The following is a 19,526-nucleotide window of genomic DNA, read 5'->3' on the forward strand; positions in this document are numbered from 1 at the left end:
TGGCGACTAGCTATTAGATTCTAACGCTGGTATCACGCTGTCAATCAACAAAAAAGCCCTGATAGATGACCTAGCTAGGAGCAAGGCCGTCCATCAGGGCTTTTAATAGCGAGTAGCTATTACTAACTACTCGCTTAAAATTTAAGCAGCTACTACGCGGAAATTAACCGTGTGCTTAACTTCTTTGTGCAGGTTCAGCGTAGCGGTATAGTCGCCAGCGGTAGTCGGCTCCTGGTCGAAGCTCAAGCGCTTGCGGTCTACCTCGATACCCTTGTTTTTCAAGGCATCAGCTAGCTGCAGGGTAGTTACGCGGCCGAAAATTTTGCCGGTTTCACCCACTTTAGCAGGCAGCTCAAATACTTGGTCACCGATTTGGTCAGCTACTGCTTGTGCATCAGCTTTAACCTTTTCAGCTTTGTGAGCCGCTTGGCGCACGTTTTCTGCTACAATTTTCTTAGCCGATTTGTCAGCCAGAATAGCGAGGCCTTGGGGCAATAGGTAGTTGCGGCCGTAGCCCGACTTCACCGTTACGAGGTCGTTCTTGTAGCCCAGACCCTTAACGTCGTCTTTCAGAATGATTTCCATCTCTATAAAGTCTATTTCAGGGCGTCAGTTACGTAGGGCATCAGAGCCAAGTGGCGAGCTTTTGCTACTGCCTGGGCCACTTTGCGCTGGAATTTCAAGCTAGTACCCGTGATACGGCGGGGCAGCAAGCGACCCTGCTCGTTTACAAACTTCAATAGGAAGTTCGGGTCTTTGTAGTCTACGTACTTGATACCGTTCTTCTTGAAGCGGCAGTACTTGTTGCGCGTGTCAACGGGCTTGTTACCGTTGTCGCGGTTGTTGTTGCGGTTGTTCGAGGTAGCCATCGTGTTACGTACTAGAGGGTTACTGAGCGGCAGCTTCTTGCGGAGCTTTCGGCTGGTTCATTTCGCCGTTGCGGCGGCGCTCGTTGTAAGTCACGGCGTGCTTATCGAGCACCGTGGTCAGAAAGCGGATAACCCGCTCGTCGCGGCGGAAAGCCAGCTCCAGTACGTCTACAATATTGCCCGAGCCGTTGTAGGTCAGGGTAAAGTAGTAACCAGTGGATTTCTTTTGAATCGGGTAAGCCAGCTTGCGCAAGCCCCAGGCTTCAGTAGAAATGAGGTCGGCGCTATTTTCCTTAAGCACCTGCGAGAACTTCTCGACCGTCTCTTGCACCTGGCCCTCGTTTAGCACGGGGGTAAGGATGAAGACCGTCTCGTAATTTCTTACGTCCATTGACGGGGTTGATTTTGGGAGTGAAAAAATGAATTGGGGTGCAAAGGTACTGATTTCCCGCAAGATTACCAAGTGCCCACCTAAGTATCCGTCTAGGCCGACCTACTCCTTCACTCCATGAACTAATCATGAGTGGCGGCGCTTACCCAATAGTTAAGCATCGCACCTAGGGTAGCTATCAAAAAGTAAGCTCCTGCTTAGGCAATTAACTGCGTAGGTGATACCTTAGTATAAATCGCCACTGCATTACAGCAGGAATAAGCTGTCTTAATTGGTTATTTAGGCAGATTCTAAATAAGCTGCTAGGGCCCTAAAATGCCTTTCTCACCTTTGCCACCCACAATTCCTAGCCTACATTTGTACCCCGGAAAGGGTACGCCCGCATTCCGTTTTTACCGGTTCGTTTGGATGATGAATAGCTTTCTATCACGCACCAGCTATTGGGTGCTAGCACTATTTCTGGCCTTGGCGGGCTCCGCCACTGCACAGGACGCCACATCGGCAGCTACCGTAAGCCAGCAAGGTGTAACCCCTGGGGGCACCGCAGGAGCAGCCCCAGCTACTGGCGGCGGTGATGCCGCTGCTATTCAGGCAGGCGACGCTCTTTTCAAGGCTAACTGTACGCAGTGCCACGCAGTAAATGAAAAAGTGGTGGGCCCGGCACTAGCTGGAATCACTAAGCGTCGTCAAATTCCGTGGTTAATTAAGTGGGTCAAGAACCCTGCCAAAGTTATTGCTAGCGGTGACGAGTATGCCGTGAAGCTGTTTAATGACTACGGTAAGCAGCAGATGCCTTCGTTCGCGCTGTCGGACAAGGAAATAACCAGCATCATGGCTTGGGTTGATTCTCAAGGTGCAGGTCCTGTTGCTGGTCCTACTAAGGAGAATGCAGCTAAAGTTGACGGCGCTGGTGGAGACACCGCCGATGCTGGTGGCGCTGGTGCAGGCAAGTATGCCGATGTGCTGCTCATCGTGCTCGTGGTAGTGCTGATTGTATTAGTAGTTACGCTCGTCATCATCGCTAACTTGATGAAGGACGTGCTGCGTGGTCGCAAAGACCTAGACGGCCGCGATGTAGAAATTCTGGAGCAGCGCTTCGACTGGGCTGGTTTGTATAAGTCAACTGCTCTCCGCGGCATAGTGGGCGCTGTAGTAGCACTAGCATTACTCTACGCTGGTGTGCAAAGTGTAATGGCTGTTGGCCTGACGCAAGGTTACCAGCCCACGCAGCCGATTGCTTTCTCGCACAAGCTGCACGCTGGCGAAAACAACATCAACTGCGCTTACTGCCACACCTCAGTTTATAAGGGCAAATCAGCTAATATCCCATCGGCTAACATCTGTATGAACTGCCACTCGCAGATTAAGACAGAATCGCCGGAAATCAAGAAAATCTACCGGGCCATCGAGCGCAAGCAACCCATTCAGTGGGTGCGCGTGCACAACCTGCCCGACCTTGCTTACTTCAACCACTCGCAGCACACCCAGGTTGGTGGCATTCAGTGCCAGACCTGCCACGGTCCCATCCAAAATATGGAAGTGGTGTACCAGTACTCGGCTCTCACGATGGGCTGGTGCATTAATTGCCACCGCGAGACTCCTCTCAACACGAAAGGCAATGCTTACTATGACAACCTCGTGAAACTGCACGACAAGTCTAACAATGCAGTTCCTTTCACTGTGTCGTCGAACGGCGGTACCGAGTGCTCGAAGTGCCACTACTAAGTTTTTTCAGCTAAGCTTTATTATTTAGGACGCGAAGCACTTAACTAAGATTAAACGAGCGCAGGCTATCACCTTGCTGCCGCATCTTAGGTCCTCTTCGTCCGTCTCCTTACTACCTACAATGAAATACTGGAAGGGAATTGAAGAGCTGGATAATTCGCCGGAGTTTGCTAAGAACGCCTTCGCCGAATTTCCTGACTTTCTGCCGGTGAAGGAAAGCCGCGCCGGCGATGCCGAAGATAGTTCGGTAGCCCCCCGCCGTGACTTTCTAAAGCTTATGGGTTTCGGCGTAGCAGCGGCCACACTAGCCGCTTGCGAAGCACCGGTTCGCAAAGCAATTCCGTATCTCAATAAGCCGGAAGAGGTCGACCCGACTATCTCTAACTTCTACGCCTCGACCTACTTCACTGGCTCCGATTACAACGCGGTACTGGTGAAAAACCGTGATGGTCGTCCGATTAAGCTAGAAGGTAACCCTGAGTCACCTGTGACGCGTGGTGGCCTCTCGGCCCGCGCACAAGCTGCCATCCTAAGCTTGTATGACGGTGGCCGCCTGCAGCAATTTATGGCTAAGGGCAAGAAGGCTGATTTTGACAAAGTCGACCAAGCCATTCGTACTGGGCTAAACAGCGCTACTGGTAAAATCACCATCGTATCGCCGACTATTATTAGCCCTGGCACCAAGCGAGCCATAGCTGCTTTCGCAGCAAGCCACCGCAACGTAGAGCATGTCATGTACGACGTCAACTCTGCTTCGGGACTACTGCAAGCAAATGGTGGTGTACTGCCAGCCTATGATTTTAGCCGCGCAAACGTTATCGTTAGCCTAGGCGCCGACTTCCTAGGTACGTGGATTTCGCCTGTTGAATATTCGCGTCAGTATATTACTAATCGTAAGGTTAGAAGCGATGGGCCAGCTAAGCCCACTATGTCGCGCCACTACCAGTTTGAGACGGCTCTATCCTTGAGCGGTTCGAACGCTGATATCCGCGTGCCAGTTAAGCCTTCGCAAATGCCAGCAGTAGTGCTAGCGCTGTACAGTGCCATTGTAGGTGGTGGTACGGCTCCAGCCTTGACTCCAGCTATCAGTGCGAAAGTGAAGGCTGCTGCTACTGAATTGCAGAACAACCGCGGTGCTTCGCTCGTGGTAGCTGGTTCTAACGACCCTGCAGTTCAAGTTCTAGTTGCTGCTATCAACCAGAGCCTCGGCAACGTGGGTACTTCGGTTGACTTGACGAATCCGTCTTATGTGCGTCAGGGCGATGATGCGCGTATGGCGCAGTTCGTTCGCGACCTCAACAGCGGGGCTGTTAGTGCTGTATTCTTCTACAACGCTAACCCGGTATACAACCACCCCCTAGGTGCGCAAATTAAAGCCGGTATTGCAAAAGCTGCTTTAAGCGTATCGCTCAACGACCGCCTCGACGAGACGGGTTCGCTGTGCCAATACCAAGCGCCCGACAGCCACTGGCTAGAGTCGTGGAATGACTATGAGCCCAAGCGTGGTTTCTTGAGCCTTGCTCAGCCCGCTATTACGCCCATCTTCAAAACCCGCCAGGGACAAGAAAGCTTCTTGCGTTGGGCTGGTTCTAACGAGACCTACTACAACTTCCTAAAAGCTGGCTGGCGCAATGTGCTTGGTGCTAATGGCTTCCAGGCTGCTTGGGATAAAGCTGTACACGATGGTGTTGCTACCGGTACCGCTCTGACTGCAGCCCCAGCTTTCTCGTCACCAGTAATTGGTGCAGCTGAAGCTGTAAGCCGCCTACGTAATGTGCCTACAGCTCCGGCTGGCACGGTAGAGTTGGCGTTGTATGAAAAGGTAGGTATCGGCGAAGGTGGCGTAGAAGCTAACAACCCCTTCCTGCAGGAATTGCCCGACCCAATTTCGAAAGCTACTTGGGGCAACTACGTAGCCGTGCCCCGTGCTATGGCAGTAGCCAATAAATGGGAGCAAGGCGATGTGCTAAGCATCAGCGCTGCTGGAGTGGCAAAACCACTCAACCTGCCAGTATTGATTCAGCCAGGCCAAGCTGATGGCACCGTAAGTATTGCTGTTGGTTACGGCCGTGTGATGGCTGGCCGCGTTGGCGATAACGTAGGTGAAAATGCTTTTCCGTTTGCGCAAGTAAATAAAGACGGTATTGTCTACGCCAACGCTGTAACGCTGAAAGCTACAGGTGCCAACAGCCCTATCGCACAGACGCAGACGCACCACACTATCATGGACCGCCGTGAGGTGGTGCAGGAGAACACACTGGAGAAGTACCGCGAAAATCCTAAAGAGGTAACGGAGTATGAGCGCATTGCTACGCCAGAAGGCCTAGAAAAGCCCAGCAAAGTTTCGCTCTGGCAGGATTACCAGTATAATGACCATCACTGGGGAATGGCAATTGACCTCAACTCGTGCATTGGCTGCGGCTCATGCGTGATTGGGTGCCAGACCGAAAACAACATTGCCGTTGTAGGCAAGCAGCAGGTTATCAACCGCCGCGAAATGCACTGGATGCGTATCGACCGCTACTATAGCTCGAACGCGCACAAGAGTGATTTCGACGAAAAAGGCAAGCTGGACACATACGCTGCTATGGAAGACCCTTCGGACAACCCGCAGGTAGTATTCCAGCCCATGCTGTGCCAGCACTGCAACCATGCACCCTGCGAAACGGTGTGCCCAGTGCTAGCCACTACGCACAGCTCAGAAGGTCTCAACCAGATGACCTACAACCGTTGCGTGGGTACTCGCTACTGCGCCAACAACTGCCCGTATAAAGTGCGTCGCTTTAACTGGTTCTCTTACTACTCTAACGAGAAGTTTGAGGACGTGAACGGCCACATGTTTACCGACCTAGGCCGGATGGTGCTGAACCCCGATGTAACGGTTCGTGCCCGCGGTGTAATGGAGAAATGCTCTTTCTGCGTACAGCGTATTCAGCTTGGTAAGCTAGAAGCTAAAAAGCAGAAGCGCCGCCCATTAGACGGAGAAGTTGTCGCCGCTTGCGCACAGTCCTGCCCCACCGAAGCCATTCTTTTCGGCGATATGCGTGACCCAAGCAGCCGCATCAGCAAGCTACTGAAGCGCGAGGATGGCGAGCGTGCGTTCCACGTGTTAGATTCTATCAACGTGCAGCCCAACGTTACGTACCTGACTAAAATCCGCAATGTAGAGCAGTCGGCCTTCTTCCCCGAAGAAAAGCCAGCCTAGGCAGCAGATAGCCTGATTACCACGAGTTAAGTCTTTAATTATTCATCATTATGCAGCACGTATCACCTGTACGCGAGCCGCTCGTAACGAGTGGCAAGACGTACCACGACGTAACTCAGGATATCTGCTACCAAGTAGAAGCTGCCCCGAACGTTCGGTGGATGGGCGCCTTGGCTGTAGCCCTGGTTCTGCTAGGCGTTTTCTTTTACTCAGTTTATCGTACCCTATGGTATGGTATCGGTGAGTGGGGCCTCAATAAAACTATCGGTTGGGCTTGGGATATCACCAACTTCGTATGGTGGGTAGGTATTGGCCACGCTGGTACACTGATTTCGGCAGTACTGCTGCTGTTCCGTCAAAAGTGGCGGTCGTCCATCAACCGGGCAGCAGAAGCTATGACGATTTTCGCCGTAATCTGTGCTGCCATGTTCCCGGTACTGCACATGGGTCGTCCCTGGTTGGCTTTCTACGTTTTCCCGCTGCAGAATACCTTAGGGTCATTGTGGGCAAACTTTAACTCGCCTCTGTTGTGGGACGTATTCGCTATATCTACCTATTTCACAGTATCGCTGGTCTTCTGGTACACTGGTCTAGTACCTGACTTCGCTACTATCCGTGACCGCGCTAAAGGTAAGATTGCAAAAGTGAGCTACTCGCTCCTCAGCTTTGGCTGGACGGGCTCGGCTAAGCACTGGTCGCGTTACGAGACAGTGTCGCTCATCCTAGCTGGTGTGTCTACTCCTCTGGTACTCTCGGTACACACCATCGTTTCGATGGACTTTGCAACTTCGGTAGTACCAGGCTGGCACACTACCATCTTCCCGCCCTACTTTGTGGCAGGTGCTATCTTCTCGGGTTTTGCAATGGTACTTACGCTAATGCTTATCACCCGTGTAGTATTCAAGCTAGAAGATTACATTACGTTGGAGCACATTGCCCTCATGAACAAAATCATGATGACGACTGGCTCTATCGTAGGTGTAGCTTATATCACCGAGTTCTTCATTGCTTGGTATTCACAGGTTGAGTATGAGCAGTACTGCTTCATCAACCGCGCTACTGGTCCATATTGGTGGGCATACGCTAGCATGATGACTTGCAACGTTATTACGCCGCAGTTGGTATGGTTCCGTCGGGTTCGTTACAGCATTCTACTCACGTTCATCTTGTCTATCATCGTGAACATTGGTATGTGGTTCGAACGCTTCGTAATCATTGTATCCTCGCTACACCGCGATTACCTGCCCTCCTCGTGGGCTATGTTCTCGCCTACTAGCATTGACGTGGGTGTTTATGTAGGTACTATCGGCTTGTTCTTCACGCTGTTCTTGCTCTTCGCCAAGTTCTTCCCTGTTATCAACATGGCAGAGGTTAAGACTATCTTGAAGTACACCGTCAACGATGGTCCTACCTATGGCGGAACCAACGATGGTTCGCAATCGGCAAGCCGTCGTAATTCTCCGACGCCTTATTCTACGCCCGGCGTTCCTGCTTCGGCCCCTGTAAACTACGACAAACATGACTAAGCGCTTTGCTCTCGGCATCTTCGAGGATGAAGATGTGCTCCTCCACGCAATTGATAATGTTCGCGGCGCGGGAGTTAAGATTTACGATGTTTTCTCTCCTTACCCAGTGCACGGCATCGATGATGCCCTAGGTATCGAGCGGTCGCGTTTGCCTATTGCAGCCTTCTTCTACGGCTTATGTGGTCTGTCTTTCGCACTGTGGATGCAGATTTACATGTTAGGTTTTGACTGGCCAATGATTATCGGCGGTAAACCAAACATTGCTCTGCCGGCCTTCATCCCGGTTAGCTTCGAATTGACGGTGTTTTTTACCTGCCATGGCATGGTAATCACCTTCTACACCATCTCGAAGCTGTACCCACGCATCAAAACACCAGTTCTTGATGCGCGCTCGACCGACGACAAATTTGTAGTGGCTATTGAACTGGATGAAACCAGCTCACAGTTGCCGAAATTGACTCAGTTGCTTCGCGAAAACGGAGCTAGCGAAGTCAATCAAAAGGAAATGACCAAATTCTAATGATGTCGCCTTCCCTCAAACACGGGCTGTACGCGGCCTCCCTGCTGCTGAGTACCGGCCTTGGAGCTTGCTCGACGCGTGCCGACGACCCCGGTGTAGAATATGCGCCGGAGATGTACGAGTCTATCCCTTACGAGCCGCTACGCCAAACGAGCTACAACAAGATTAACGCTTTCGGCATCAACGAGCGCACTCCAGCTACTGGTACCGTTCCTCGTGGCAAGCTCAACTACTACGACCACATTCCCAAGGATAGTGTGCGAATAGCTGAGCGTCAATTGAGCAACCCTTATCCTTACACCAAAGCGAATTTGGAAGAGGGGCAAGTGCTTTACACGCGCAATTGCCAGCACTGCCACGGTGAAAGTGGCAAAGGTGACGGTCCTGTAGGTCAAAAATTCAAGGGTGTGCCGAATTACAATTCGGGCGCTTACAAGACGATGAATGATGGGCACATCTATCACGTCATTCAATGGGGACGTAACCGCATGATGCCACACGGCTCCCAAGTGAACCCTGAGGAACGCTGGAAAATTGCGATGTATGTCCATGTGTTGCAGCTCAACAACGACCCTGCTGACCTGCCTAAGCTTGTGAAAGAAGCGGCAGCGCGTCCAGCCACTGATGCGGAAGCTGGTAACGGCTCACAACAAACTGATGGAGCTAACCAAAAGCCAGAAGGCAAAGCCCAGGCAGGTACTGGCTCTGAGACGCCCGGCCAAGGCAATACCAAGGCTCGTAACGGCTCGATGTAATTTTTGATAGATATGGCAACTCTGACGCATCATCACGAACCCGTTGTAGCTGAGCACTTGCAAGAGCATCCTGGCTTGCAGCGTACGTTCGTTACTATTATAATAGCCGGTATTATCATCCTGGCTCTTGGCTTACTGGCCGCTTTCATGGGCTGGGGCGAGCACCACGAAGCCGCTGGTCATGTGGCATCCGCCTCCAGTCACGGCCATGCTGAGCATGCTGGTAGCCCCATCTGGCTGAAGCGTTTGCTGGTTAGCCTGTGGCATAGCAACGTATTTTTTATCGGTGTCTCGGTAGTGGGCACCGTCTTTATGGCTATCCAGTACGTAGCATACGCTGGTTGGTCAGTGGTGATAAAGCGCATTAATGAGGCACTTAGCGCCTGGATTCTTCCTGGAGCAGTTATCATGGTGTTGGTCTTCGCCGCTAGCCTCATCAATCATGACCTGTTCCACTGGACCGTACCAGGCATCATGGACAAGAACAGTCCAAACTATGATGCCATCATTGCGGGTAAAGGCGGTTTCCTCAGTATTCCTTTCTACCTGATTCGGATGGTTTCCTACCTGTTCATTTGGTGGGCTTTCTCACAGCGTTTGCGTCAACTGTCGATACAGGAAGACTTGAATGGTGGTACTAGCTATTTCCATACGAGCATCACGACAGCGGCTCTTTTTCTAGTATTGTTTGCTGTGACATCTTCTATGTCGGCTTGGGACTGGGTAATGTCTGTAGACGTGCACTGGTTCAGCACAATGTTTGGCTGGTATGTATTCGCTTCTTGGTGGGTATCTGGTATCGCCGCAACTACGCTAATTGCCATCTACCTGAAACAAGCTGGTTATCTGCGCATGTTGAACTCAAACCATTTTCATGACCTAGGTAAGTTCATGTTTGGTTTCAGCATCTTCTGGACTTATGTGTGGTTCTCGCAGTTCATGCTTATTTGGTATGCTAACCTGCCTGAAGAGTCGGTATACTTCAACCAGCGCTTAGGTGGCTTTGATGGCCGCTACACGTGGATGTTCTACGGAAACCTACTCATCAATTTTGCCTTTCCTTTCTTGGCATTGATGACGCGGGATGCAAAGCGCCAGATGATTATGCTCAAGATAGTGTGTATCGCTATATTGATAGGCCACTGGTCTGACTTTTATTTGATGCTCATGCCGGGCACTATGAAGGGCGAAAATGGGTTTCTAATTGAAATTGGTGTAGCGCTTATTTTACTGGGTGCTTTCCTAATACTCGTGACGCGCCGCTTAGCTGCAGCATCATTGGTACCTGTTAATCACCCATTCATCGAAGAGAGCGTTCACCACACGACTTAAACTCATAGAATACAGTGGCTAGAAGCCAATAGTCAGTTGGTAAACTGCGCTGTTTTTCTAGCTTCCGGCTCCTGACTTCTAGCTTACATTCAATGACTGCTTTAACAATCCTCTTGGTGCTGGTTCTTCTGCTGGTCGTTTTCGGCCTGCTGTTCCGGCTCCAGATTCTGACCTCTATCTTTTCCGGTACCTACGTTCGGGAGATTGGTATGAGCAACCGTATTAATGCGGTGCTGATGCTAGTATTCATGGTAGTAGGTGGAGCGGCATTCTTTTGGTCCTTCTCGGAGAACTTCAATAAAATGAACCCGCCTATAGCATCTATTCATGGCCACGCCATGGAGCGGATGTTCTGGACGACAATGACCGTTATAGGCATTGCTTTTGTTCTTACTCAGGTTATTCTGTTCGTTTACTCGTATAAGTATCAGCATAAAGAAGGGCGTCGTGCTTACTTCTTCGCGCACAATAACACTATCGAAGTAGTTTGGACTATTATTCCGGCTATTGTGATGGCCTCCTTGATTTTCGCTGGTTGGAAGGCATGGACTCGTATTACTGGTCCTGCGCCTAAAGATGCAGTAGTAGTAGAAGTAATGGGTAAGCAGTTCAATTGGCTTGTTCGTTATCCTGGCCGTGATATGAAGCTTGGGGTCGTTAATTACCGTCTTATCGACGCTTCTAACGACTTTGGTTTTGATTTGAGTGACAAAGCTGCACTTGATGATTTCACGACTAATGGTGAGATTCACGTGCCTAAAGGGCATCCAGTCTTGATTAAGATACGCTCTCGTGACGTATTGCACGCCGTTTATATGCCGCATTTCCGCGTGCAGATGTATGCTGTGCCTGGTATGCCAACTCGGTTCTGGTTCACACCTACAATGACGACCGATGAAATGCGTGCGCATTTAGGTAATCCTAAATTCGACTACGAATTAGCTTGCAATCAAATTTGTGGAGCTAGCCACTTTGCAATGAAGGCAAAGGTTATTGTAGATGAACCAGACGATTATCAAGCGTGGTACGCTAAGCAAAAGCCAAACTCGGCTAATACTGATATGATGGCTTCTTACAAGGAGACGAGTAAGAGTGCAGGTTTAGGCAAGGGCGGTAGCCTGGGCGCTAAAGCTGCCGCTATAGAGGAGACCGGTGAGACACCTGCTACCCCTCTATCAGCGCAGACCGCGATGTAAGTTGATTTTTACGGAAAACTGTTTTTTATATGGCTACTAATCTTCCCGCATCTGCGCATGCCCAAGGAGGTATCGGTACTGCTCCAGTACCGCATACTGAGCATGATGAGCACCTGCATGAGCACGATGAGCACCACGACCAGCATTGGCTGTGGAAGTATGTGTTCAGCCAAGACCACAAAATGATTGCTCGGCAATTCCTCATCACGGGGATATTCTGGGCTATTGTAGGCGGCACGCTTTCCAGCTTGTTTCGTTTGCAATTAGGTTGGCCTGAGGCTACTCTAGACTGGTTGCAACCAATTCTTGGTAAGTGGATTGAAGGGGGTAAACTGAATCCTGAATTCTATCTGGCCCTGGTAACTATGCACGGTACCATCATGGTATTCTTCGTGCTAACAGCAGGTCTATCAGGTACCTTCTCTAACTTCTTGATTCCCCTGCAGGTCGGAGCACGTGATATGGCTTCTGGCTTTATGAACATGCTCTCGTATTGGTTCTTCTTCCTTTCGAGCGTTATCATGTTTGTATCACTGTTTCTGGAAACTGGACCAGCTGCAGCAGGATGGACTATCTACCCCCCGCTTAGTGCCTTGCCCCAGGCCATCAAAGGTTCGGGTATGGGTATGACGATGTGGCTGGTATCGATGGTGTTCTTTATCGTGTCTCAGCTCCTAGGTGGTGTTAACTACGTGACGACGGTAATCAACCTGCGTACGCGTGGCCTGAGCATGAGCAAGCTGCCCCTGACTATCTGGGCATTCTTCCTCACGGCTATCCTAGGTATTCTGTCGTTCCCGGTACTGCTCTCGGCTGCTCTGCTTCTTGTATTCGACCGTTCTTTCGGTACGTCGTTCTTCTTGTCCGATATCTACATCGCTGGGCAAGCGCTACACAACCAAGGTGGTTCACCAGTACTGTTCCAGCACTTGTTCTGGTTCCTAGGTCACCCAGAAGTATATATCGTTATCATGCCTGCTATGGGTATGGTATCGGAAATCCTTGCTACCAACGCTCGTAAGCCTATTTTTGGCTACCGCGCAATGATTGGTTCGCTGATTGGAATTTCGCTGCTTTCGTTCGTGGTATGGGCTCACCATATGTTCGTGACTGGCATGAATCCTTTCCTCGGTTCGGTATTCATGTTCCTCACGCTTATCATCGCAGTTCCTTCAGGCGTAAAGGTGTTCAACTGGTTGGCTACTCTATGGCGCGGTAACATCCGCTTCACAGCCGCCATGCTATTCTCCATTGGCTTCGTATCGCTGTTCATCTCGGGTGGTCTAACTGGTATTATCCTAGGTAATGCTACGCTTGACATTCAAATGCACAATACTTATTTCGTAGTGGCTCACTTCCACTTAGTAATGGGTTCGTCGGCATTCTTTGGTTTGTTTGCGGGTGTATATCACTGGTTCCCGAAGATGTTTGGGCGCATGATGGATGAGAAGCTAGGATACATCCATTTCTGGCTGACGTTCATTGGTGTATACCTCGTATTCATGCCGATGCACTACGTAGGTATTGCTGGTTTCCCCCGTCGTTACTATGCTTGGACTGGCTTCGACGCCTTCAGCCAGTTTGCTGACCTGAACAAGTTTATCTCAGCTGCAGCTATCCTTGCCTTCTTCGCTCAGTTCGTTTTCATCTTCAACTTCTTCTATAGCATTTTCCGTGGTCGTCGTGCTACGCAAAATCCTTGGAACTCAACGACGCTGGAGTGGACGACGCCGATTGTACCCGGCCACGGCAACTGGCCAGGTGAGATTCCGGCAGTATATCGCTGGCCCTACGATTACAGCAAGCCTGGTTCTGAAGTAGATTTCATACCCCAGAACGTGCCGTATTCGCAAACGGCCTCTTCTAACCTGCCCTACGAGCGGGAGCTAGAAGACTAAGCTAACTTAATGTTTTGCCTGAACGGGCCGCCGCGCAACGGCGGCCCGTTTTATTTTGTTGAACCATTGCCTAGAGGATTTGTGACCTAGGTAATTTTGTTCAGTTGCTATGCAAATAGATAGTTCTGTACGCCGATTTCGGTTCTGGAGCATTTTAACAGTAGTCAGTATCTACCTGCTCATCTTGGTAGGAGGAGTTGTTAGAGCTACCGGCTCAGGCATGGGTTGCCCCGACTGGCCCCGTTGCTTTGGCCAGTGGGTGCCTCCTACCAACGTTAGTGAGCTGCCGGCCGACTACAAACAAGTATATACCGCGCAGCGCGTAGCTAAAAATCAAAAACTAGCTCGCACCTTAGCTGGATTGGGTTTCAAGCAGGTGGCTGGTGAAATTTTTGCTCACCCTACGCAGTACATCGAAACGGATTTTAATGCGACGAAAACCTGGATAGAGTACATCAATCGTCTTTTGGGGGCGCTCATAGGAATCTTCGTTTTTGTAACAGCCATTGTAGCATTACCTTATTGGCGGCGTGACCGGACGGTGTTTTGGTTGGCAGTAGGAGGGTGGTTGTTAACGGGTGTACAAGGTTGGCTAGGCTCGCTGGTAGTGTCGACTAACCTGTTACCGATTATGGTCACTATTCATATGGGCCTAGCTTTGCTTATAGTAGCCATGTTGCTTTATGCGGCTAATAGAGCCCAGCATTGGACCGAACTGCAGTCCATGAATGAAACGAGTTCTAGGCTATCGGCTGTGGCCTCAGAGAACACGAGCGGTATCTATACCCTGCTGTGGCTGGCGTTGGTAGCTACATTTATTCAGATAGTGCTGGGGACGCAGGTGCGCGAGCAAGTAGACCAAGTAGCGTCAGCCGCAAACTATATAAATCGTGGCAGCTGGATAGACCAGCTTGGCAGCGTATTTAAAGTGCACCGCTCTATGTCTGTGCTAGTAGTATTGCTGAATGGCTACGTGGTATACAGGCTGTGGCCAACAGCTGGGGCGGGACTGCGTCGCTTACTTGCTACCTCGTTAGGGCTGTTAGGGTTGGAAATCGTGGTAGGGATAGTACTCGCCTATCTGGCTTTGCCGGCCGTAATGCAGCCAGTGCACCTTACACTAGCAACTATGCTGTTCGGAGCCCAATTTTTGACGCTGGTAACGTGGCAACGGGCAAAGACTAATGCACAACAGGTCCTGCCACAGCCGGCTCATGCGTAACTTTGTAATCCGGTCTCTAGCTGCGCCAAAGCGGATACCGGCAATAGCTGAATGACAAAGGCCCGTGCCTATTTCCAACTCCTAAAGTTTCGGCTTTCGTTTACGGTGGCGTTTTCCAGCGCCATTGGCTATCTATTAGGGGCCCGAGATCTAAGTTGGAGTCGCGTGTTGCTGGTAATGCTAGGTGGCTTGCTGGTAACGGGGTCGGCCAATATTATCAATCAGGTTTTTGAAAAAGACCTTGATAAACACATGCGCCGCACTGAAGGGCGGCCGCTTCCTACTGGCCGCATTTCGCCTAATGAAGCCTGGGTATTCTGTATAATCCTCGGGGTCGCGGGCCTAGCACTGTTGGTCTACTATTTCAATCCTTTGACGGCAGCGTTGTCGCTGCTTTCACTCATTCTCTATGGGTTTATATACACCCCTCTGAAGACCATATCACCCGTGTGCGTGGCAGTAGGGGCCATTCCAGGTGGGTTGCCGCCCATGATAGGCTGGGTGGCCGCCACGGGCTTTGTAGGCGTTCCGGCTTGGGTGCTGTTTGGCATCCAGTTCATGTGGCAGTTTCCGCATTTTTGGGCCATCGCCTGGGTGGCCGATGAGGACTACAAGCGTGCAGGCTTCAAGATGCTGCCCTCACCGGGCGAGCGGGATTTACGCACGGCATTCCAAATAATGACCTATACCGTGCTACTAATTCCAGTGTCGCTGCTGCCTCTGGTCCTAGGTATCTCAGGGCGTGTGTCGGCGGGCGTAGCCTTGGTATGTGGAGTTATTTTTCTGCTGATGACGGTGCAGCTTATGCGCACGCAAGACCGAAAGGCGGCCTTGAGCATCATGTTCGCTTCTTTCCTTTATTTGCCTATTGTACAAATAGCGCTGGTTCTGGATAAAGTTTGATTTTTAATTGTCCGCTTTTTGTTATCAGTTCAGTAACGAAGCCACCTAGGTGGCAAAACTGACAACTAATTCTTACTACCTCATGAATACTTCAGAGCTGCTGCTTGAGAAAGAAGAAGGTCTAGGGCTACACCCAAAACGGGTAGTGCTTATTCTGCTTATTTTCAGCATTATTATGATGTTTGCCGCTTTCACTAGCGGTTACATTGTGCGTCGCGACGAGGGCAACTGGCGCGAGTTTGACCTGCCCCTTAGTCTTCTGTTCAATACCATTGCTATTGTGCTGAGTAGCGCAGCTATGCAGTGGGCTTACTATTCGGCCAAACACAATGAAGTAAAGCGGGCCCAGCTTGGCTTATTGGTAACCTTGGGTTTGGGAATAGTTTTCCTATTCGGACAGGTGCACTCCTGGGGTGACCTAGTGGATGGCCGCACCTTTTTTGGCGGCGCCGACGCCAACCCTTCGGGTTCTTTCGTATACGTACTCATGGGCGTGCACGCCTTCCACTTGATTACCGGGCTTATTTTCGTAGCGGTGGTGCTTAAGCGAAGCCTTAACTATCAGGTGCATTCGCGGGCTATGCTGTCGATTGGCAATGCCACCATCTACTGGCACTTCTTGGGCGGCCTTTGGTTGTACCTGTATTTGTTCCTACTTTTGAACCACTAATCCGCGAGTTGTCGTAGGATAACTTCCCGTTTATTTTGCCGCCTGCTATGGCCCATTCGACCACCTTAGAGCCCACTGCTGCTACTACTACCTACACCGATGCTCCGCGCACCGGCACCTGGGATGGTGGCAATGAACCCTTTAAAGCGAGCTACGGCAAGCTGATGATGTGGTTCTTCCTGCTGTCGGACGCCTTCACTTTTGGAGCGTTTTTGACGGCATACGGCATGATTCGCCACAAACACGGCGTGTTTACCGGTACCGCTGACAAATTCTTTTTCAGCACGGCCCACTGGCCTATTCCTGAAAAAGTATTCAACGGCTTCCCCGGCTTGCACGGCATGGACTTGCCGCTGGCTTTCGTAGCCTTGATGACGATGATTCTCATCTTCAGCTCCGTGACGATGGTACTGGCAGTAGAAGCCGGACACCGCATGGACAAGGCCGATGTGCAAAAATGGCTGCTGTGGACTATTCTCTTTGGTGCTATGTTCCTCAGCTCGCAGGCTTGGGAATGGAGCCACTTTATCGGTGGTTCTGAAAAGGGTTTGCTAATGGCAGATGGTTCAGTAATGCATGGCGCCAACCTAGCTACTAACGAGTACGGCCCGCCGCTGTTTGCCGACTTGTTCTTCTTCATCACCGGTTTCCATGGTACGCACGTATTCTCCGGGGTATGCTTGTTGGTATGGTGCTTTATCGCTACTACCAACGGTACGTTTGAGAAGCGCGGCCACTACGAGATGGTTGAGAAAATTGGCCTCTACTGGCACTTTGTAGATTTGGTATGGGTGTTCGTATTCACCTTCTTCTATCTGGTGTAATAAAATTTTTGGATGTTGCTCAGAATGCTGAATATCCTACCTAGGGTGTTCAGCATTCAGCATTCAAGACTATAAAAATTCAAAAAATGTCTGCTCACGCTACTACCGAACACGCCTACGTTCCAGGCGAAATCGCTAAACCCAATACTGGGTGGATTTGGAAAACCTTCTGGGTGCTGGTAATCATCACGGCCGTGGAGTTTGCTATTGCCTTCGCCATGACGAATCCTGAATTGCGTACTTTCCGCAACAGCATCTTTATTGTGCTCACGATTCTTAAGGCATTCTTTATTGTGGGCGAATTCATGCACTTGAAGCATGAAACAAAAAGCCTCATCTGGACTATCCTTATCCCCACCGCGCTGCTGGTGTGGCTAGTAGTTGCCCTAGTTACGGAAGGTTCGTCTATCGGCGAAACTCTCGCGCACATGTTCAGCTAGTCAATGCGGCCCCGCCAAACCATTTTGTTGGGGCTACTGCTGCTGGTGCCCGTATTGGCCTTTCTGTTCCTGTACGGCTTCGGCTCCAATCATTACGCGCTGCCAACCTACTTGCCCGAGCGGGCGGACTCCGTCCGCCTTGCGGGCGGAGGGTGGCAGCGCGATACTGTTTATCACCGGGTACAGCCTTTCCGCCTCCGCGCGGCCGGTGGGCGCTATGTAGCAAGCCAGGAGTTGGGGCAAGGCCTGTACATCCTGCAGCTTCTGACCCAAGGGGAAGCCGATGTGCAGGCAACGCGCGAAATGGCCCGTCTGCAGGAGAAGTTTCGTCGTGAACCGCGCGTGCGGCTTGCCACAATAGCTGCGTTACCACCCACACTTTCGGCTCCCGAAGCAAGCGCGCAGCTAGAAAAGCTGAGCGAGCAATACGGCACCATCAGTGGCAAATGGTTTGTCCTAGGCGCTACTCCCGACTCGGTGCAGCGCTTAGCCCAGTACGAACTAGGCTTAACAGCGCTGCGCCCAGAGCAACTGCCTTTTCGGCCTGCTACCGAGCCGGCAACTTTGCCAGCGGGGCGGTTGTTGCTAATTGACCACGACCAGCATGTGCGTGGCATCTACGATGGAGCCGATATCCATGAGATAGAGCGGCTCATCACGGAAGTTAACGTTTTGCTTTATATCTATGACCACCGCCACTGAGCAGTTGCATCCGCCCGTATTAGAGCCGGGCGACTACACAAAATATAAGATTATTCTGGGTATACTGGGGGCGGTAGTGCCCCTGTTGGTAGCGGTCCTTTACTTCTTCCCGCAAACCTTCCGTATCCCGGGGGCTCAGGTACGGATGCTGCCTGCTATTAATGCGGGGTTAAACTCATTGACGGCCATTTGTCTGCTGGCAGGCTATTACTTTATTCGGCAGAAGGATGTAGTGCGGCACCGAGCGATGATGGGCATTGCGTTTGGCCTAGGTAGCTTGTTTTTGCTTTCTTACGTGGCGTACCACTCGCAAGCAGACAGCACGCATTTTGGTGGGGTAGGGGCCATTCGCATGGTTTATTTTATCTTGCTCCTGACCCATATTAGCTTGGCTGTGGTAACCGTAGCACTGGTATTATTCACGCTCTACTTTGCCCTCACGGGGCAGTATACCAAGCACAAAGCCATTGCACGGTGGACGTTTCCGGTGTGGCTTTATGTCTCTGTAACGGGTGTCATCGTATACTTTATGATTGCTCCGTATTACCCCGCCGCTTAGGCAGGTAGTAAACTTTCTACGCATACTAGTGTTCTAAATTTATGAAGAAACTCATTTTTGCTCTGGCACTTAGCTACTTGCTACTAGGCCAGCTTGGGTTGGGCTCGCAGGCGTTTGCCCAGTGCGTAATGTGTAAGTCGCAGGTAGAAGCTGCCCGCGCCGAGCGCGACGACTATGACGTAGCCGGCCTCAACAAGGGCATTGTATATATGATGACGGTACCCTACATTTTGATGGGGGCTATCGGGTATTTCTGGTATCGGCGCACGCACCCTAAGCGTACGCCCGTAGTATGAAGCCCGTCCGAGCGTGGTGGCTGGCCCTGCTAGCGCTACGCTGTCCGCATTGCCATACGGGGCCTTTGTTCAACTATGGCATGTACAACCTAGGGCATTTTACGGACATGCCCGAGAGCTGCCCGGTATGCGGGCAGCACTACGAGCCGGAGCCAGGCTTTTATTGGGGAGCTATGTACATCAGCTTCGCTTTTGCAGTGCCGATAGTGCTTGGAAGTGGCGCCGTATTATACTGGTTTTTTGGCGACCCGCCGACCTGGGTGTACGTGACGACAGTGGCCGTAGTGATGCTCTTGCTCACGCCGCCCTCTTTTCGCTATGCCCGCGCAGTGATGCTATATGCGTTTGGTGGGGTGCGCTTTGATAAGCGCTACCTAGAAAAAGGTCGCGCGGCGTAGCACCTAGGTCTATCCTCGCCCGATTTTTGTAGCAACAGCGGCGGTGTTATCTCTTAAGAAAGCCCTGGTTGGCTGCGCGGCACTAAGGTGCCGGC

Annotated in this window: 20 protein-coding genes; 17 read left to right on the forward strand and 3 right to left on the reverse strand. The window is 51.1% G+C overall.

Translation table 11 applies throughout. The features are described 5' to 3' along the window. Nucleotides 1–141: 141 nt before the first annotated feature. Genes rplI through rpsF form a run of 3 tightly spaced genes read right to left on the reverse strand, consistent with a single transcriptional unit; the run spans nucleotide 142 to nucleotide 1,260 of the window. The gene (gene rplI, locus JAO77_RS08890; RefSeq protein ID WP_198989972.1) at nucleotides 142–585 is read right to left on the reverse strand and encodes a 50S ribosomal protein L9; all 444 of its coding nucleotides are present in this window, start codon (nucleotides 583–585) and stop codon (nucleotides 142–144) included. 11 nt (nucleotides 586–596) lie between these two features. Then, entirely contained in the window at nucleotides 597–869 is a 273-nt protein-coding gene (rpsR, locus tag JAO77_RS08895; RefSeq protein ID WP_144849044.1) for a 30S ribosomal protein S18, read from the reverse strand. A 19-nt stretch (nucleotides 870–888) separates the two neighbouring features. Beyond that, nucleotides 889–1,260, reverse strand: a complete 372-nt coding sequence (gene rpsF / locus JAO77_RS08900) for a 30S ribosomal protein S6 (RefSeq protein WP_144849047.1) — start codon at nucleotides 1,258–1,260, stop codon at nucleotides 889–891. Between the two features lie 408 nt (nucleotides 1,261–1,668). Between rpsF and JAO77_RS08905 the strand changes: the two genes are divergently transcribed. The 17 genes from JAO77_RS08905 to JAO77_RS08985 all read left to right on the forward strand — a co-directional run bounded on the left by JAO77_RS08905 (nucleotide 1,669) and on the right by JAO77_RS08985 (nucleotide 19,431). Then, nucleotides 1,669–2,985, forward strand: a complete 1,317-nt coding sequence (locus JAO77_RS08905) for a cytochrome c3 family protein (protein ID WP_235998324.1) — start codon at nucleotides 1,669–1,671, stop codon at nucleotides 2,983–2,985. Between the two features lie 121 nt (nucleotides 2,986–3,106). After that, nucleotides 3,107–6,190 carry a TAT-variant-translocated molybdopterin oxidoreductase gene (locus JAO77_RS08910; protein WP_198989973.1) on the forward strand — a complete coding sequence of 1,028 codons (3,084 nt, stop codon included), beginning with the start codon at nucleotides 3,107–3,109 and terminating at the stop codon, nucleotides 6,188–6,190. 50 nt (nucleotides 6,191–6,240) lie between these two features. Continuing rightward, nucleotides 6,241–7,716: an NrfD/PsrC family molybdoenzyme membrane anchor subunit gene (gene nrfD, locus JAO77_RS08915; RefSeq protein WP_233635929.1), complete on the forward strand. Its 1,476-nt coding sequence runs from the start codon at nucleotides 6,241–6,243 to the stop codon at nucleotides 7,714–7,716. Next, complete coding sequence (locus JAO77_RS08920; RefSeq protein ID WP_144849059.1) at nucleotides 7,709–8,236, forward strand: DUF3341 domain-containing protein; 528 nt, start codon at nucleotides 7,709–7,711, stop codon at nucleotides 8,234–8,236. The genes nrfD and JAO77_RS08920 overlap by 8 nt, the downstream gene beginning before the upstream one ends. Beyond that, complete coding sequence (locus JAO77_RS08925; RefSeq protein WP_370549951.1) at nucleotides 8,236–8,991, forward strand: c-type cytochrome; 756 nt, start codon at nucleotides 8,236–8,238, stop codon at nucleotides 8,989–8,991. The genes JAO77_RS08920 and JAO77_RS08925 overlap by 1 nt, the downstream gene beginning before the upstream one ends. Nucleotides 8,992–9,003: 12 nt before the next feature. After that, on the forward strand, nucleotides 9,004–10,323 hold the full coding sequence (locus JAO77_RS08930) for a quinol:cytochrome C oxidoreductase (RefSeq protein ID WP_235998325.1): 1,320 nt from the start codon (nucleotides 9,004–9,006) through the stop codon (nucleotides 10,321–10,323). 92 nt (nucleotides 10,324–10,415) lie between these two features. After that, complete coding sequence (locus JAO77_RS08935; RefSeq protein ID WP_198989974.1) at nucleotides 10,416–11,519, forward strand: cytochrome c oxidase subunit II; 1,104 nt, start codon at nucleotides 10,416–10,418, stop codon at nucleotides 11,517–11,519. A 29-nt stretch (nucleotides 11,520–11,548) separates the two neighbouring features. Continuing rightward, nucleotides 11,549–13,417, forward strand: a complete 1,869-nt coding sequence (locus tag JAO77_RS08940; RefSeq protein ID WP_198989975.1) for a cytochrome c oxidase subunit I — start codon at nucleotides 11,549–11,551, stop codon at nucleotides 13,415–13,417. A gap of 109 nt (nucleotides 13,418–13,526) precedes the next feature. Next, nucleotides 13,527–14,639 (forward strand): COX15/CtaA family protein, encoded by a 1,113-nt coding sequence (locus tag JAO77_RS08945; RefSeq protein ID WP_198989976.1) that lies wholly within the window; start codon nucleotides 13,527–13,529, stop codon nucleotides 14,637–14,639. A 51-nt stretch (nucleotides 14,640–14,690) separates the two neighbouring features. Next, entirely contained in the window at nucleotides 14,691–15,542 is an 852-nt protein-coding gene (gene cyoE, locus JAO77_RS08950) for a heme o synthase (protein ID WP_198989977.1), read from the forward strand. An 82-nt stretch (nucleotides 15,543–15,624) separates the two neighbouring features. Then, the gene (locus JAO77_RS08955) at nucleotides 15,625–16,212 is read left to right on the forward strand and encodes a cytochrome c oxidase subunit 3 (protein WP_198989978.1); all 588 of its coding nucleotides are present in this window, start codon (nucleotides 15,625–15,627) and stop codon (nucleotides 16,210–16,212) included. 47 nt (nucleotides 16,213–16,259) lie between these two features. Next, nucleotides 16,260–17,036, forward strand: a complete 777-nt coding sequence (locus tag JAO77_RS08960; RefSeq protein WP_198989979.1) for a cytochrome c oxidase subunit 3 — start codon at nucleotides 16,260–16,262, stop codon at nucleotides 17,034–17,036. A gap of 86 nt (nucleotides 17,037–17,122) precedes the next feature. After that, nucleotides 17,123–17,476 (forward strand): cytochrome C oxidase subunit IV family protein, encoded by a 354-nt coding sequence (locus tag JAO77_RS08965; protein ID WP_198989980.1) that lies wholly within the window; start codon nucleotides 17,123–17,125, stop codon nucleotides 17,474–17,476. A 3-nt stretch (nucleotides 17,477–17,479) separates the two neighbouring features. Next, complete coding sequence (locus JAO77_RS08970) at nucleotides 17,480–18,178, forward strand: hypothetical protein (RefSeq protein WP_198989981.1); 699 nt, start codon at nucleotides 17,480–17,482, stop codon at nucleotides 18,176–18,178. Continuing rightward, nucleotides 18,162–18,737 carry a DUF420 domain-containing protein gene (locus JAO77_RS08975; RefSeq protein ID WP_198989982.1) on the forward strand — a complete coding sequence of 192 codons (576 nt, stop codon included), beginning with the start codon at nucleotides 18,162–18,164 and terminating at the stop codon, nucleotides 18,735–18,737. The genes JAO77_RS08970 and JAO77_RS08975 overlap by 17 nt, the downstream gene beginning before the upstream one ends. Nucleotides 18,738–18,778: 41 nt before the next feature. Then, the gene (locus tag JAO77_RS08980; RefSeq protein ID WP_198989983.1) at nucleotides 18,779–19,033 is read left to right on the forward strand and encodes a hypothetical protein; all 255 of its coding nucleotides are present in this window, start codon (nucleotides 18,779–18,781) and stop codon (nucleotides 19,031–19,033) included. Next, nucleotides 19,030–19,431 carry a DUF983 domain-containing protein gene (locus JAO77_RS08985; RefSeq protein WP_235998327.1) on the forward strand — a complete coding sequence of 134 codons (402 nt, stop codon included), beginning with the start codon at nucleotides 19,030–19,032 and terminating at the stop codon, nucleotides 19,429–19,431. The genes JAO77_RS08980 and JAO77_RS08985 overlap by 4 nt, the downstream gene beginning before the upstream one ends. Nucleotides 19,432–19,526: the final 95 nt, after the last annotated feature.

The organism is Hymenobacter sp. BT559 (assembly GCF_016427535.1).
GTDB lineage: Bacteria > Bacteroidota > Bacteroidia > Cytophagales > Hymenobacteraceae > Hymenobacter.